Annotated in this window: 13 protein-coding genes and 1 pseudogene; 8 read left to right on the top strand and 6 right to left on the bottom strand. The window is 52.8% G+C overall.

Translation table 11 applies throughout. The features are described 5' to 3' along the window. Positions 1–54: 54 nt before the first annotated feature. From D906_RS20995 to D906_RS20980, 4 genes are all read left to right on the top strand, one after another. Complete coding sequence (locus tag D906_RS20995) at positions 55–1,275, top strand: lactonase family protein (RefSeq protein WP_177325378.1); 1,221 nt, start codon at positions 55–57, stop codon at positions 1,273–1,275. Positions 1,276–1,349: 74 nt separating this feature from the next. Continuing rightward, positions 1,350–2,603 (top strand): OprD family porin, encoded by a 1,254-nt coding sequence (locus D906_RS20990; RefSeq protein WP_027615662.1) that lies wholly within the window; start codon positions 1,350–1,352, stop codon positions 2,601–2,603. A 13-nt stretch (positions 2,604–2,616) separates the two neighbouring features. Further along, the gene (locus tag D906_RS20985) at positions 2,617–3,342 is read left to right on the top strand and encodes an ABC transporter substrate-binding protein (protein ID WP_027615661.1); all 726 of its coding nucleotides are present in this window, start codon (positions 2,617–2,619) and stop codon (positions 3,340–3,342) included. Between the two features lie 63 nt (positions 3,343–3,405). Continuing rightward, on the top strand, positions 3,406–5,049 hold the full coding sequence (locus D906_RS20980) for an acetolactate synthase large subunit (protein ID WP_027615660.1): 1,644 nt from the start codon (positions 3,406–3,408) through the stop codon (positions 5,047–5,049). Between the two features lie 232 nt (positions 5,050–5,281). Here D906_RS20980 and D906_RS20975 read toward each other — a convergent pair whose 3' ends face one another. The 3 genes from D906_RS20975 to D906_RS20965 form a co-directional block, all read right to left on the bottom strand. Then, positions 5,282–7,060 carry an NACHT domain-containing NTPase gene (locus D906_RS20975; protein ID WP_027615659.1) on the bottom strand — a complete coding sequence of 593 codons (1,779 nt, stop codon included), beginning with the start codon at positions 7,058–7,060 and terminating at the stop codon, positions 5,282–5,284. Between the two features lie 325 nt (positions 7,061–7,385). Further along, on the bottom strand, positions 7,386–7,634 hold the full coding sequence (locus D906_RS20970; RefSeq protein WP_256204602.1) for a TonB-dependent receptor domain-containing protein: 249 nt from the start codon (positions 7,632–7,634) through the stop codon (positions 7,386–7,388). Further along, positions 7,631–8,230, bottom strand: a complete 600-nt coding sequence (locus D906_RS20965) for a hypothetical protein (RefSeq protein WP_143503507.1) — start codon at positions 8,228–8,230, stop codon at positions 7,631–7,633. The genes D906_RS20970 and D906_RS20965 overlap by 4 nt, the downstream gene beginning before the upstream one ends. 246 nt (positions 8,231–8,476) lie before the next feature. On the opposite strand from D906_RS20965, the gene D906_RS20960 reads away from it, so the two are divergent. Together D906_RS20960 and D906_RS26900 are read left to right on the top strand one after the other, a co-directional pair. Then, positions 8,477–8,686 carry a hypothetical protein gene (locus tag D906_RS20960; protein ID WP_027615657.1) on the top strand — a complete coding sequence of 70 codons (210 nt, stop codon included), beginning with the start codon at positions 8,477–8,479 and terminating at the stop codon, positions 8,684–8,686. An 11-nt stretch (positions 8,687–8,697) separates the two neighbouring features. After that, entirely contained in the window at positions 8,698–8,904 is a 207-nt protein-coding gene (locus D906_RS26900) for a hypothetical protein (protein WP_081741882.1), read from the top strand. Positions 8,905–9,116: 212 nt separating this feature from the next. On the opposite strand, the gene D906_RS20950 is transcribed toward D906_RS26900, so the two are convergent. Further along, entirely contained in the window at positions 9,117–9,731 is a 615-nt protein-coding gene (locus D906_RS20950; protein WP_027615656.1) for a hypothetical protein, read from the bottom strand. Between the two features lie 445 nt (positions 9,732–10,176). On the opposite strand from D906_RS20950, the gene D906_RS26500 reads away from it, so the two are divergent. Beyond that, entirely contained in the window at positions 10,177–10,356 is a 180-nt protein-coding gene (locus tag D906_RS26500; protein WP_143503506.1) for a hypothetical protein, read from the top strand. A 53-nt stretch (positions 10,357–10,409) separates the two neighbouring features. On the opposite strand, the gene D906_RS26495 is transcribed toward D906_RS26500, so the two are convergent. Continuing rightward, on the bottom strand, positions 10,410–13,157 hold the full coding sequence (locus tag D906_RS26495) for an NB-ARC domain-containing protein (protein ID WP_143503505.1): 2,748 nt from the start codon (positions 13,155–13,157) through the stop codon (positions 10,410–10,412). Between the two features lie 268 nt (positions 13,158–13,425). Here D906_RS26495 and D906_RS26550 point away from each other — a divergent pair. Further along, positions 13,426–13,551 (top strand): annotated as a pseudogene (locus D906_RS26550) (hypothetical protein); the annotation flags it as partial. Positions 13,552–13,653: 102 nt separating this feature from the next. Here the strand turns inward: D906_RS26550 and D906_RS20935 are convergent. Next, on the bottom strand, positions 13,654–14,559 hold the full coding sequence (locus D906_RS20935) for a site-specific integrase (RefSeq protein WP_027615653.1): 906 nt from the start codon (positions 14,557–14,559) through the stop codon (positions 13,654–13,656). Positions 14,560–14,659 lie beyond the last annotated feature (100 nt).

Here is a 14,659-nt window from a genome sequence, read left to right as displayed (position 1 = left end):
ACCTTCGAAGGTCGGCGGTACTCATCACAACAAAAACAACGATGAGATTTTGCTATGTGCCCATCACCGTTCTTACCCGCCATTACCCGACGCACGCTGCTCTCTTCTACTTCCATCGTCGCTGCGGCAACCATTCTGGGCCTCGGCGCGGGAGCGGCAGATGCCAAATCAGGACCTGAGAAAAACTCTATGCAGCCTGCCAACTCGAACAAAACCCAAATTGTCTATGTGGGCTCCAGAACCACTCGCGAGCGAAACGCCCGCGGTGCAGGCATCACGGTCTATCGACATGACCCGCAGACAGGTCGCTCCGAATTGGTTCAAACCGTCGGCGATCTGACCAATCCATCCTTCCTGTGCCTCGACCAAACCCAGAGCCTGCTGTTCTGCGTGCATGGCGACCAGTTCACTGTCAGCTCATTCCAAATTGAGCCAGCCAGCGGAACGCTCACCAAGGTCAGCTCGGTTAGTTGCGAGGGGAACAACCCCGTCCACCTTACCGTGGACAAGAGCAACAAATTCCTCGCTGTGGCCAACTATGCCACCGGCAGCATTGTCATTCTGCCGTTCGATAAGACGGGCCACCTGCAACCCGTCATCAGCAAATACGACCTTCCGGGCAACCCTGGCCCGCACAAGATCGAGCAGGCGAGCTCCCACCCCCACATGATCCCACGCGATCCATCAGGACGCTTCCTGGTGGTACCGGACAAAGGGCTGGATAAGGTCTTCGTGTTCGACCTGAAGCAGGACGGGACCGCGCTGAAGCCTGAGCTCGCCCATGAAATCAAAGCACGCGAAGGTGCCGGCCCTCGGCATGTGGTGTTCTCTCCGACCGGTTCTTTTGCCTACGTGGTGAACGAGCTGGATAGCACGATCACTAGCTACCGCTACAACCAGAAGGACGGCTCCCTGGTTCCATTCCAGATGGTTCCAGCACTGCCTCAGGACTTCGTGGGCGATAGCCGTGCAGCAGCATTGGTCATGGCACCGAATGGAGAACATTTGTTCTCTTCCAACCGCGGGCATGACAGCGTGACCATTTATTCGGTGGATCAGCCTACCGGCAAGATCAACCCGATCGGCAACGTACCTAGCCAAGGCAAGAAGCCACGCTTCATGACGGCATCTCCTAATGGGCGGTTCCTGTTCGTCGCTAACGAAGACAGCGACAACATAAAGACCTTCTCCATTAGCCCGAAAGGCGAACTGGCTTTGCTGGAGCATCAGATCGAGACCGGCAGCCCGGTCTGCATGATTTTCCGCACCGCCTGACTCTCTTTTTATTCCTGATCCTGGCGTGCCGGGAGGCACGCCTACACCCCACGTTCCAATTGATGGAGCAGCAAATGCATAACAAAAACAAAATTGGTTGCAAGCTTCTTGCAGTAACTCCTTGCCTGGCCACAGCTACGGCTTATGGAGATGGCTTTATCGACGACAGCAAGGTCACCTTGCAAACGACGAACTTCTACATCAACCGCGATTTCCGTGACGGCGCCGGCCAGTCAAAGCGCGAAGAATGGGCCCACGGTTTCATTCTCGATGCGAAGTCCGGATACACGCCTGGCCCAGTCGGTTTTGGCGTCGATGCTCTGGGCATGCTCGGCCTGAAGCTGGACTCAAGTCCCGATCGGACCGGCACCGGCCTGCTGCCAACTCATGATGATGGTCGCGCAGCTGACGAGTTCAGCCGCTTGGGCCTGACTGGCAAGATGCGCCTGTCCGAGACAGAGCTGAAATACGGCACTCTGATCCCCAAGCTGCCTACTGTTCAGGCCAACACTGGCCGCCTCCTCCCCCAGACCTTTGAGGGCGGACTGCTCACCAGCAAAGAATTTGACTCACTGTCCTTCATCGGTGCCCGGTTCGAGCGCCAAACCGATCGCGACTCGACAGACCGCGTACCGATCACACTAAACAACAAAAACCGTCGCTTCACAGGCAATGCCGAAGGTGACGCCTTTTGGCTGGGCGGCTTGGATTACCAGCTGACAAAAGAGCTGCTGCTGACCTATCAATACGCAGAGCTGGAACAGGTCTACCACCAACACTTCGTAGGGGCGAACTATTCGATTCCAGTCGGCCCCGGGAAGATCAAAGCTGATCTTCGCTACATGGATAGCGACGATGACGGCCGAGCTTTGGGCGGACGTATCGAAAGCAGAGCAATTTCCGGCATGTTCACCTACAGCCTGGGAGGACACGCGCTAGGCCTGGGACTGCAAAAGATGAACGGTTCTACCTCCATGCCGTATCTCGATGGAACCGATCCTTACCTGGTCAACTTCGTCCAGCTCAACGACTTCGCCGAGCCCGGTGAGCGTTCTTGGCAGCTGCGCTACGACTACAACTTCGCGGCTCTCGGTATTCCTGGCCTGACCTTCATGACCCGCTACCTGCGAGGCGATGAGGCCGACGCAGCGACCCTCACCGGTGAGGGTCATGAGTGGGAGCGCAACACCGAACTGCAGTATGTGGTGCAATCCGGTGCCCTGAAGAACGTATCGGTCCGGTGGAGAAACGCGAGCTACCGATCGAGCTTTGCACGTGGCGCGGATGAAAACCGCTTGATCGTGTCCTACACACTCCCAATTTTCTAACCCTGGAGAAGGTATGAGCCCTATTGCCCAGCAGGTTCTCAAGGACCTGGCGCCCAACGGCATTCTGCGTGCGGCGATCAACTTCGGTAACCCAGTGCTGGCTCAGCCAGGCGCTGACGGAGAACCGCATGGTGTTTCTGTTGCACTTGCTAAATCGCTGGCCGAAGAGCTGGGCGTAGGTCTCGAATTGCGCACATACGACGCAGCCGGGAAGGTATTCGCTGCACTTGAAGAAAACGCATGGACGTTGGCCTTCTTGGCTATCGAGCCTGTCCGCGCCGCCCAGATCAGCTTCAGTGAACCCTACGTACTGATCGAAGGCACCTATCTGGTAAAGGCCGAGTCGCCCTATTCCAAAATCGAGGACCTGGATCAACCTGGACTTCGGCTTGCGGTAGGCAACGGCGCTGCTTACGACCTGTACCTGTCACGCACGTTGCAGCATGCAGAGCTGCACCGCGCTGACACGTCTGCAGGTGCTGTAGACCTCTTCATTGACCAAAGCCTTGATGCTGCCGCTGGGGTCAGACAACCGCTGGAACAAGTCGCCGCCAAGAATCCGAATTATCGGGTGATGCAGGGAGCCTTCACCGCTATCCGCCAAGCAGTCGCAGTGCCACGCGGCCGTGATGCGGGAGCAGCCTATGTCCGGGATTTCGTCGAGCGACGACTTGCCGAGGGTTTCGTCCGCGGCGCGTTACTCGCCAGCGGACAAACAGACGTCAGCGCACCTCGCTGAGGTCGATAGCCTGCAGGTGCGTCTCGCCTGCTTCAAACCGTGATAACTGAGGTAATAAGCAAGATGGCTAAGGCCGCCGATGTCGTAGTGCAATGCCTGGAAAACGAAGGTGTCGAGTATGTGTTCGGCATTCCTGGGGAGGAAAACCTCGACCTGCTGGAATCCCTGCGCAAGTCGAAGATCAAGCTGGTACTGACTCGCCACGAGCAGTCCGCCGGCTTCATGGCCGCCACCTATGGCCGCCTGACCGGCAAGACCGGCGTCAGCCTGTCGACCCTGGGCCCTGGCGCCACCAACCTGGTAACCGCCAGTGCATACGCCTACCTGGGCGGCATGCCGATGATGATGATCACCGGCCAGAAGCCGATCAAGAAGTCCAAGCAGGGCCGCTTCCAGATCATTGACGTGTGCGGCATGATGGACCCCATCACCAAGTACACTCACCAGTTCGCCTCGGCCGACAACATCCCGGCGCGCATGCGCGAAGCGTTCCGCCTGGCTGAAGAAGAAAAGCCGGGCGCCGTGCACCTGGAGCTGCCGGAAGACATCGCCGCCGAGCAGACCGACGCCCTGCCGATCCCGCGCAGCCTGCACCGCCGGCCGCTGGCCGAGCACAAGGCCATTGAAGCTGCGCTTGAAAAGCTGCAAGCAGCACGCAATCCGATCCTGGTGATCGGTGCCGGCGCCAACCGAAAAATGACTGCCAAGGTCCTCAAGCAACTGATCGACAAGACGGGCATCCCGTTCATCACCACCCAGATGGGTAAAGGTGTGGTCGACGAGCGCCACCCACGCTTCCTGGGCAACGCCGCGCTGTCGTCGGGTGACTTTGTGCACCGCGCCGTCGAAGCCGCTGACTTGATCGTCAACATCGGCCACGATGTGATCGAGAAGCCGCCGTTCTTCATGGTGCGCGGTGGTACCGAAGTCATCCACATCAACTTCCGCTCTGCCGAAGTCGATGCCGTGTACTTCCCGCAGGTTGAAGTGATCGGCGACATAGCCAACGCCGTGTGGCAGATCAGCGAAGCGCTGAACGACACATCGCACTGGGACTTCACCCGCCTCATGGCCATCCGCGAAGCCAACGAAGCGCAGATTGCCGAAGGTGCTGACGACAACCGCTTCCCGGTCTACCCGCAGCGCATGGTCGCCGACATCCGTCGCGTACTGCCGTCCGAAGGCATCGTTGCCCTGGACAACGGCATCTACAAGATCTGGTTCGCCCGTAACTACAAGGCGCACAAGCCGAACACCGTGCTGCTCGACAACGCCCTGGCGACCATGGGCGCCGGCCTGCCATCGGCCATGGCCGCGCACCTGGTGCACCCGGACCGCCCGGTGATTTCGGTCTGTGGCGACGGCGGCTTCATGATGAACAGCCAGGAGCTGGAAACTGCGGTCCGCTTGGGCATGCACATCACCGTGGTGATTCTGCGTGATGACGGCTACGGCATGATCCGCTGGAAGCAGGCAAACATGGGCTTCACCGATTTCGGCCTGGACTACGGCAACCCGGACTTCGTCAAGTACGCCGAAGCCTATGGTGCCAACGGCCACCGCGTCGAAAGCGCCGAAGGCCTGCTGCCGCTGCTCGCGCACTGCATCAAGACCCCAGGTGTGCACGTTATCGACTGCCCGGTCGACTACAGCGAGAACGACCGCATCCTCAACAGCGAACTGCGCGAGCGAGCCATGATGGCGTAATCGGAGAGGGGGGTACGCTACGCCCCAATACCCCCGAAACCCCTGAAGCGTACATCCGTAGCCCTCATCTGCCTTTGCAAAGCATGATGAGGGCTATTTAGTTAAAGACGATAATTGACACGCAGGCTAGGCTCTGTACGAAATCCCGAGAAACCCAATCGCCGCTCCTCGAACGCTGAGATTATGTAGACTCCCCGGCCATCGCATATTCTTGGCTCGATAATTAAAAATGCTAGCACTTAAGAGGCCTAAGCATCTTGAGCTTCTTTCTCTCAGAACCAATTACGGAATCAAATCTTGATAGCTCTTCCTGAATTGCTTGAGCAACAATTTCCATCGAATATAAAATACCATCAGGCTTAATATTCGAAAGCAGCGATTTTAGATTAATGCCTAATGTCCCCGGTTGCGATGCTTTTGTAGCTCTGATTGCCGTATAGATAGCTTGGCCATCCGCAGCCTTGATTGCATCTCTCGCATTTCCCTCGATGAGATCAGTCAATAAGTAATGAAAGCCAAACATAGGCACTATAGTCTCTACCTCAAAGCCAACTGCTTGCGTACCACTCATCCGCATTTGGAAGCCAGGTAGCTTCTGATTGAGATATTGAAAAACCCCACTTGGATCGCGAAGTTTCAGCACTGAAGTTATTTGCTCCAGCTCTGCAGGATAGTGCTGAAGTACGTAGTATTTCCCATACCTAAATTCGTCTATATACCTCAAAAACCCAAGAACCTCTTCCCAGCACTGAATATCTTCCGATGCGAGTGAGTAAAATTCTTCTGCGGTTTCATCTGATGAAGATTTTACGAATGAAGCGGCATGATATTCCAAGATACTTTTATGCAGGAAGCTGATCTGATCGAAACCGTCCTCCAACATCAGGCATGCAACTCTAGTAATGTCTTTTCTAAATCCTTCAATATCGCAGGATATGCCATCTACATAGTTCAAAGACTCATAAAAAACGTGTCTAAATTGACCTTCCGTCATCGTCCTACCAAAATCCAACTGCATTGCCATGAAGCAAAATGCATCAAACAACCGCTGCAGTTTTGACTCCCCGAGTCCGCTGTGCCGTTCTCGCTGAAAACCCGGCTTGAAGCGGTCATGCCTCGAGAATACGGCTTGGAAGAGGCTATTGAAGAACTCTGGCAAGCTTGAGGGTATGTGGCTTTCCATTTCATACACCAAGCAAAGCAGGGTCAACATCAACGGGGTCGTGATTACCCCCTGAATATTGCCCGGCGCACCCCGCAACGCTTGGTAGATACTCTCCCTTAAAATGACATCGCCTATTAGTTTCTTTAAGAAAGGTTCGTAGTCGTGAGCCTCAAATTCTTTGATTGCGTAATTTTGGAATCCGCCGAGGCGTTGTACATCATAGTGGGGCCTGGAAGAGACGATGAGAGGCAGATCAGGGTATTTCTTTTCATAATGCTGAATCGCATAGATCGTTGAGGTCACCATGTTGTCAGGTACTTCATCGAAGCCGTCCAACACCAGCGTCACTAGCCCTTCTGCGGCCAAAAAATCAAGAACGTCCTTGCCTCCTTTGATTCCTGCCGAGTCTAGATAGTCTAGTATCAGCTCCGTCAGAGCACGCTCGCTGGAGACCATTCGCAATTCAATGAAGATTGGGATATTGCCGCGACTCAAGATTTCATTACAGAGATTGCGCATCAAGATCGATTTGCCTTGGCCAACGATACCCTCGATAACGCACCTGCCGGCTACAACCTCTTTAATCCCCTGAATCGCACGGCTACTAGCTTTACTGACTAGGCGTGGTGGATAATAAAAATCCGTAAGATTTACGCCCTTGTCGCGAGACCACATGGTTTTGACAGTATTTATATTTAAAATAATGCTCGTCAGATTACTCACCGAGTTAACGGCATTCCACTTCATTTTCCTGTCGGCAAACCTAGCGGCAAGCCCATTGATTACTGTTGACACCACAGGTGTCAACGCTTTGGACAAAACTGCCGCACTGACTTCGATAGTCATGATATACGTCCCTGCAAGTAAAATTTAGTCAGAACTAGCATTCAACCGTGGCAATCATTTCGGTCGTCATTGCCTCCCCCTGGCGGGGCACCTTATCACCGAGAAGATTACGGCTGCGAGTAGATCTGGTCAATCACCCGCCTGCTATGGCCATGCACCGCCTAGGCTGCCTTGTGCTGGGTCTTTTTTTCTTGGTCATGGTCAGCATCTGCAGCGTGAAGAGGGAAGCTTGGATTACTTGGAAATTATTGCGAGAAGCCGTATTCCGCGTAGCGACCCATTGGCTATCATGCTAACTCGTTAAAAGCGATAATCGACACGCAGACTAGCGCTGCGCGGTGACCCGGGGTAGTTGGAGTTTATCACTGCCCGCCTTGGCAGAAACGAAATACTCACGATTAAACAGGTTATCGACATTCAGCGTCACGTCGTAGTGCTCGCTTCGATATCCGCCGGCCAAGTCAGCCGTCGTGTACGAACCAAGCGACACCTTGTTGTTCGGTGAGGTAAAGCGCTCACCTTCATAGCGCCCTCCACCTGCGACATAGAACCCTCCGCCTACCCGCCATATCACCAGAGGCGTAGGGAACAATCAGTCGAATCTTTACGCATGATGGGATGACTGGCTATCTCTGCGCGAGCCCAGGTATCCCAAAAGCGCGCAAGGCTTACAACCCCCCAACCGGCAAGACCCATCTGTTCGGCAAATTGCAAGGACACTGCCGGGGTTTGCTCCAGCCATTGCTCCAAGTCATCCGCGTCATAGGCTCGAACGTCTGCCCACTCTCGTTGGCCCTTCTTTTGCGACAACCAATCAGCTTTTTTTACCCAACGCCTCGGCGTCACAAACACAAAAGCTATTTTAGAACGCTCTTGCTGATCTACTTTTTCAACACGCTTCTGATAATCCGAATTGGCTTTTGCCTGGACGTCTTGATCGCAGCCGATTTCCCAGCGGGACAAGCCGAGCGGAATCCAGGCATTACACTCTTGATGGAAAACTGTTCCATCCCACCCGGGGACGTAGGTGGAGTCGCCTGCTGGGAACGACAGGAGAGCCGTCACCGACGGCTCGCAGCAAAGCCGCCTGATCAAGCGTGGCAGCGCCGCTTGCGCCTCCTTCGCATGAGTATTGGCCCAATCGACGATGTGAGAGGCTGTAATTCGCATGGTTTACCCCGAGGCAGGACCAGTCCCAGTACAAGTCACTGCGAGTGTACTATTTGGACGGGCACAGATGCGCAGGGGAACACTGGAAACGCCTGGCTACGCAGGGCTTTGGCGCCATAGAAGAATGGGTTCATGACCGGGGCGATGGCAGATAGACTCTAACAATTGTGCGTCACCCGCGCCGACCTAGCAAAGCGTTGGCCTCAGGGCGTATTGTTCATGAGTCACGTCGTCGAGGAAGCTGCCGTGAAACGTACCCTGATTGGGATAGCAGAGGCTGGAGAGCCGCTGTTGCGACAAGCATTTGAGGCACTGCGCCAGTTGCATGAAGCCGAGGATGCGGGTGTGTCCGAGCCTGAAGTCGAGCGTCTTCGGCTGCTGGCCGACTCACTCTACCAAGCGGTCATTGATTTTCAGCTGATCAACGCTGGGCATTCCCCATCGACCATCCATTGAGGCGCAGACGAATGGCTCAGAAACCAGCGGTACTTTACCCTGATCATCGAATGTATACAGACGCCGTGGAAGCGATGAGGCAATACCACGAAGCCCAAGCCTCCGGCAGTCCCGCCGAGCAAGTCGAGCGGTTGCGAAAAATCGCCGAATCGCAGTTTCAGGCAGTAAACGAATACCAACTTAAAGCCTTAGGATGCAGCGTTCGCCAGCCGCATTGATGGTGACGACTGACTGTAGGCCCTATTACAGCCAGTGCAAGTAGCTGCACGCTTCTCGACTGATACGAAACGTGGCATCCGAACACCTGTTGCAGCTGCTTGCTACCTTTAAGGCTGGCCAACACCCCATAGAAGCGGCGTTAAGAAATAAACTGTAAAGCAAGCGCCAAATATTTCATGCCGTTCAATCCAAGCATTGACGAATAGACCACCTATCCACTAAGTAAAGTGCGCAAGGTACTGATAATATTGGAGTAATTCGACCAAACCGTTGTTTTCTGCTCAAGCGCTTCAAGCTTAGACACTGCAGCAGAATCAAGGGCGGTCGTAATATTGATAGTCCCAATATGAGTCTGACCCTGCGGCGGTGGGGTATCAACACGCTTCACGTCAGCACCTGGATTGAGAGCACTGTATCGCTCCTTAGACACAAGAAATATATCAGGGCGCAGCGCTTCGTAAGAAACGCTGCCCCCAACCTCGATTACCTTGCGCATCCTCTTCAACTCAGAGTCGATGCGTATAGCGATCGACGCATATATAGTATGACTAATTTCATTTTTTCTAACGTGCTCTCGCCAGCCGTATAAGTCCACTGGATTATCAAACGAATAAAGATCGGAGAGCCCGATATAGTTCAAGCGATTCAGAGCAGAAGCACCCAAGGCTATCGCACACGAGTGGACTTCAATGGCCAGCACACACAATTCTGGCGGCCCGAACGAGCCTGAAATGTCGTCATCCCGTTGAGTGGGATAGTTCTTGATAAGCAGACTAAAATACTCATCGTGAGCCTTCTGCAACAAATCAATGACTGCAATTTTCATCGAAACCCTTAACCCTCCATAAACCAACGGTGTTTCTATGCTAAAACAAGACATGAACGTTAGGCCACCTTCGAAGCCCTACTGTCATCCTCATCGGGCAGATAACCAAGCTCCTGAAGTCCCGCGACAATACCTGGAGCAAGACCATTCTTTTTTTGGAAGTATTACCCCAACAATAATGCCAGCACCAAAGTGGTCACGACCAAGGAAAGAATGAGTAACCCATGCTCAATCCTCCAAACAGCTACGCTAGTAAAAAATTAAGCACCGCCCCACGACAGGCACATCATCCAAAATTTCGCGATAGCCAAGCTGCTCCGAGCCGACCACCGACAACATAAAAAGCAAGAAGAACAAGAAAGACAAATCTAATAATTTGGCAGTTCTAGAAACAAACTGACCGAGCAGCGGCTTAAACCACAAAATCGAAGCCCAACGATGGCGCTTGAATTTCGAACAAGAGGTCGATAAAGGGGGTCAGCTCGGCGGCTTTATTTACGCCGCATACTGCATTCAAGACAGCGGAATATTGAAAGCGCATCACATCTTCGTTAATTGTGATGCGCTTTATATCAGCATATTATGGCTTGCTCAAACGAAGAGTAAGCTGCTGACCTTAGAGTGAACACCTTTTTCAGCACCTTCTAGCGGATCGCACTCTCAGTTTATACTGATGATTTATGAAAGCAAATGCGCTTCTGAAAGCTTGATCGCTCGACCCTTTTCTTGAATGTTATCTGGAGCAGCCCGGACAGCCAGTTTAGTACCCACCTTGATCCTGCGCCACCGCTGAAAATCGCCATTCACTAAATTGTCAAAATGCACAAAATATTCTTGTCTCTTTTCGCATGTGGCGAACAAAAATGTGTTGGTCCCCCCCACGCGACCTTTAGGAATCCGGGTGACAGTTGTAATGGTAAGATCTTTGTCCTGCGCTTCGAACTCATGAAGGTCATCATCCGACCCGATAGAGGCAATTTGCGCCCAAGAATTTTCCTTGAAGGGATTATTAGGCAGGTTTAGCTTCGAAAGACTTTTGATTAGCTGGTAAACATAATCGCTTTCACGATACTTAACATATTCAGTTGAGTTAATGAGGTGTTTGCTAATAAAGTCCAAGGTGGCAGTCGCAAATTGGGAGTCGTTTTTGTACTCTTTGCGATCCAGCAAAAAGGCCAGTTCATTAAAAATGTTTTTCGCCAGAAGACAGATGCTTTTGGTATATCCATCATTTCTGAAGACATCGTCCAAAATTTTTATTGCACGCTGCAATGTGAGCGACGTGAACTTTGGATCATCGTTTGCAAAACCTTCTGCTTGACGTTTTAAGGCGCTTGCTCGGAACGCACCATAAAGACCTCGCAATTTACCTTTAGTTTTCCACTCAACCGTTTCATCAATTAGGCGGTCATGCTTGTGATCATACAGAAGGGTGAGAAATCTCCCATTAATGACCTCGATTGCAAATGATGCATCGCCATCAATTTCGTCTCCCCAGCCATCTTTGATAAGCTCGTTGAATACGTCGCGTGATTCCTCGTACTCATTGATAGAGTGAAAATGCATGGCCAAGAAAAGTTTATTGCTAGGGTCTTCTGGATCCTGCTCAACTGCTTTTTCGTACCGAGCTCTAGCCAGGTCTTTTGCATTCAAAGCTTCGTAAATCTTCCCGTAGCCTCGGTTGAAAATTGCGGTGCTGTTATAAAGATGATCGGCCTCGGCAAACTTTTTACTCAGGAGGATCGCTCTTTCTGGTTTCAAATAAAACTTCTGCATCGAGCGATTAAGTTCGGTGAGGAGGATTTTCAAGCTTTGATGAAGGGTAATAGGTATGTAGTCCCAGCGATGAGCGGGGATTCTTTGGTGGGCTTGGCGAGCATCAATTTCCCGAGCTTGGGCTTTACGTCTACTTACGAGGAGCTGTATTTCGCGGCGTGTATTGATATTTTTTGCATTTGTCAGCAGCAGGTCTGTAATAGAGCCGCTAAGCTTAAAAACTTCGCCGTCATCGGTGATTTCCCGGCCTAACAGACTTGTATTGCTAAGCTCAAAAATTGCAGATGCTAATTCGTCGCGAGACAACTCTAGAAGTTCGCATAGGTCAGAGCGATCACTATTTCCTGCTACGAACAATGCTTCCAAAATCTTGATAGAATTATGCGAGAGGCTTTCAATTAAGTTGTTATACGAAAAATCAGCGATTTCCTTGTTCGCCACATTTATTGACTGAGGAATGTCTTTCCCAGAAATAAACAGATCCAAAGTTAAGCGTATTGCTAATGGATTGCAATGACACTTGTTTGCGATTTCTTCCAGCTTTGCTTCTGGAATGGATCCGCCGCCCCGACGAGTAGAATACATTCGCGCCAGAAGCGATGCTGATTTTGGTTTCAGAGCTTCAAGACTAATAATACTTGCATTGTTAATAGAGATTCGGCTTGTTACAAGCAGCCGCCAGGCTTGGGGCAAGGAATAGTTAAACTCTTCAAACTCTCGCGGATGATCTATCAGAAGGGTTTCAAGGTTATCTATAAATAGAATTATTTTAGAGCTGCCAAAAGCAGAATAGCTTTCTTCGAGAGTCGCGCAGTCTGCTTCAAAAACTCTGTTCAGCTCAGAGAGAATACTGGATTTTATCTCGTCAATCGTCTCAACAGCGTCGAGTTTTTTGAGGCCGTCAGCGGTTAACATTTCGGTTTTCATCGAAATGAATATACAGCAATCACACCATTCGCTCGTTTCAGGTATTTTCACAAGCTTGTCAAGTAGATCCAGTGCAAGCGCCGTTTTTCCAAGTCCTCCTGGGCCAATAATCGCCACAGTATTTACACGTGGATTCTTCAATAACTTTAAGAGGTCGCCGCCTTCTTTTTGCCTGCCAACCAATCCCGTAATTGCGTGATCAAAACGATCCGGCATATTATTCTTGATTTGCCAGATTGATTTGGATAGCCACTCCTCTGGCGGATCAGTAATCTCTCCCTTCTCAGCTGAGGCTAGGGATCGCCTAACGCTTTCTAGGCCTAGAATGTCAACAATTGGATCTGACGCGACAGCCGCCAATCGATACCAGTACGGATCAATAAAGCGCCTATTAGGATGAGATACCGAATTTCGAATTTCATAAACCTCATACTTTACAAATAGCTCCCTCAGCGCAACTAGGTAGCTGTTTGCTGAGGTGTCTTTTGTTAGCTCTATTAAGATTTGAAATAACTCGTCAAGATATGTAGCCTCGATCACATCCTTAACTTTTGTCGCATCGAAAGCTCGCCGACTGTCTTTTTCTCTATCTGCAATATCTTGAATTAGCTGCTCTGGAAATCTTGAAACGTCTAGCTCACTTTCAAGCACAAAGCTTCCCAAAGCTTGCTCCATATCATGGAGAACCATTGCCGCTTTTCTTCTATTGAGAGTATTGCTCATAAAGATTCCATTCTACTCTAGAATTTTGATGCTAGATGGGAGCCGGCACAGCTTTCAACAAACGAATTGATAGGAGCGCCTTCAGCTTCAACGTCAAGGCCTTTTGATATCACATCGCTAAGCTGCTTTCCACTCCGGCGGCGTCTAGTAGTAGCGAACCAACAAGGAAAATAGGCGCGCCTCGCAACCGGGTCACTTGCGATAACGCCAAAGCGAAGCAGCTAGGCAGCTTGGCGGATGCGATCCTGTGACCACCGCTTGCAGGGGCGAAGCCCACGGTGCCAATAGCCACCGCATGGAACGCGCCGAAGGCCTGCTGCCGCTGCTGGAACACTGCATCAAGACCCCAGGCGTGCGCGTCATCGACTGCCCAATCGGAAGATATGACAGTTGAGATAGCCCCAATACGGTCGCGATTGACCCATGTGCCTGCGTACGAGGTATCCGCGGGACCTCGGTGCAGGAGATGACCGACGATCAAACTTGTGAAAGAAATTCAACGCGCCCATTCGCCGAACGGTGCGTGGGACTCAATGTAGCGCGCGGCCGATTGCACATCACGCCAACCGACATAGGCCATCAATGCCTCGGTGCTCCACTGATTGCGGCTGGCCCAGGTAGCGAAGCCACGACGCAGCGAATGCGCCGAATAGCCCTCGGCCTCGATCCCGCTACGCAGTAGAGCCCGGCGCAACAGACGCGACACACTGTTGGCATTAAGTGGCTGCACGCCGAGATGCCCCCAGCGATCAATGCCACGAAACAGTGGGCCTTTCTCAATACCGCTGAGCGTTAGCCACTGTTCGATGGCTTGTACCGGACATAGGCGCTTCAGCGCCGGCATGGTCAGATTGCGCCCGCGGTTGTCCCGGTCGGTCTTGCTGCTTGCCAGGAACACGTGCATGCCTACTCCCGCCTCGATCCGCACGTGCTCGGCCTGCAGTCGGCACAGCTCGTCGCCACGAAAGGCGCGCCAGAAACCGAGCAGGATCAGCGCCTGGTCGCGGGCGGCACGCAGTCGAAGTGCGGGTAGTGCACTGTGCACGTCGGCGCTCAAGCCCTCAATGCTGGCTTCCAGCACCTTGAGCGGCAACGCCGGCGCCTGTTTCACCGGCTGCGGGTGCAGCGCCTGGATGCCGCGCAAGGTGTCGCGCACTTGGGCCGCCTTGGTCGGGTCGACAAAGCCGCGCTGCTGGTGCCACTGGGCGAGTGCCGCGAGGTGCGTGCGTAACGTGCTGGCCGACAGCCGTGCCCCGAAGGCTGCCAGGTAGCGCACCACGCTGACGCTCGACGCCGGCAGCAGCCCGCCCCACTCCCCTTCGAAGTGCTCGATGGCCTGGGCGTAGCGGCGCGCGGTGCTGGCCCGGCGTGCCGCCTGCTGATACCGCTCCGCGTCGCTCACCTGACCTCCCGTGTATCGCGCTTACGCGCTCAATCCCGCAAAACGCCTATCAGGTTCGAGAAATCTGCATTCTCGAACGCCACTCCGTCCGAATCCCGGT

The sequence above is a fragment of the Pseudomonas sp. LAIL14HWK12:I1 genome (genome assembly GCF_003202095.1).
GTDB classification, from domain to species: domain Bacteria; phylum Pseudomonadota; class Gammaproteobacteria; order Pseudomonadales; family Pseudomonadaceae; genus Aquipseudomonas; species Aquipseudomonas monteilii.
This window is presented reverse-complemented; position numbering and strand designations above follow the sequence as displayed.

Bases quoted from the DNA above. Each gene is read 5' to 3' on its own strand.
- D906_RS20995 (WP_177325378.1), top strand. From the start codon at position 55: ATGTGCCCATCACCGTTCTTACCCGCCATTACCCGACGCACGCTGCTC.
- D906_RS20990 (WP_027615662.1), top strand. From the start codon at position 1,350: ATGCATAACAAAAACAAAATTGGTTGCAAGCTTCTTGCAGTAACTCCT.
- D906_RS20985 (WP_027615661.1), top strand. From the start codon at position 2,617: ATGAGCCCTATTGCCCAGCAGGTTCTCAAGGACCTGGCGCCCAACGGC.
- D906_RS20980 (WP_027615660.1), top strand. From the start codon at position 3,406: ATGGCTAAGGCCGCCGATGTCGTAGTGCAATGCCTGGAAAACGAAGGT.
- D906_RS20975 (WP_027615659.1), bottom strand. From the start codon at position 7,060: ATGACTATCGAAGTCAGTGCGGCAGTTTTGTCCAAAGCGTTGACACCT.
- D906_RS20965 (WP_143503507.1), bottom strand. From the start codon at position 8,230: ATGCGAATTACAGCCTCTCACATCGTCGATTGGGCCAATACTCATGCG.
- D906_RS26900 (WP_081741882.1), top strand. From the start codon at position 8,698: ATGGCTCAGAAACCAGCGGTACTTTACCCTGATCATCGAATGTATACA.
- D906_RS20950 (WP_027615656.1), bottom strand. From the start codon at position 9,731: ATGAAAATTGCAGTCATTGATTTGTTGCAGAAGGCTCACGATGAGTAT.
- D906_RS26495 (WP_143503505.1), bottom strand. From the start codon at position 13,157: ATGAGCAATACTCTCAATAGAAGAAAAGCGGCAATGGTTCTCCATGAT.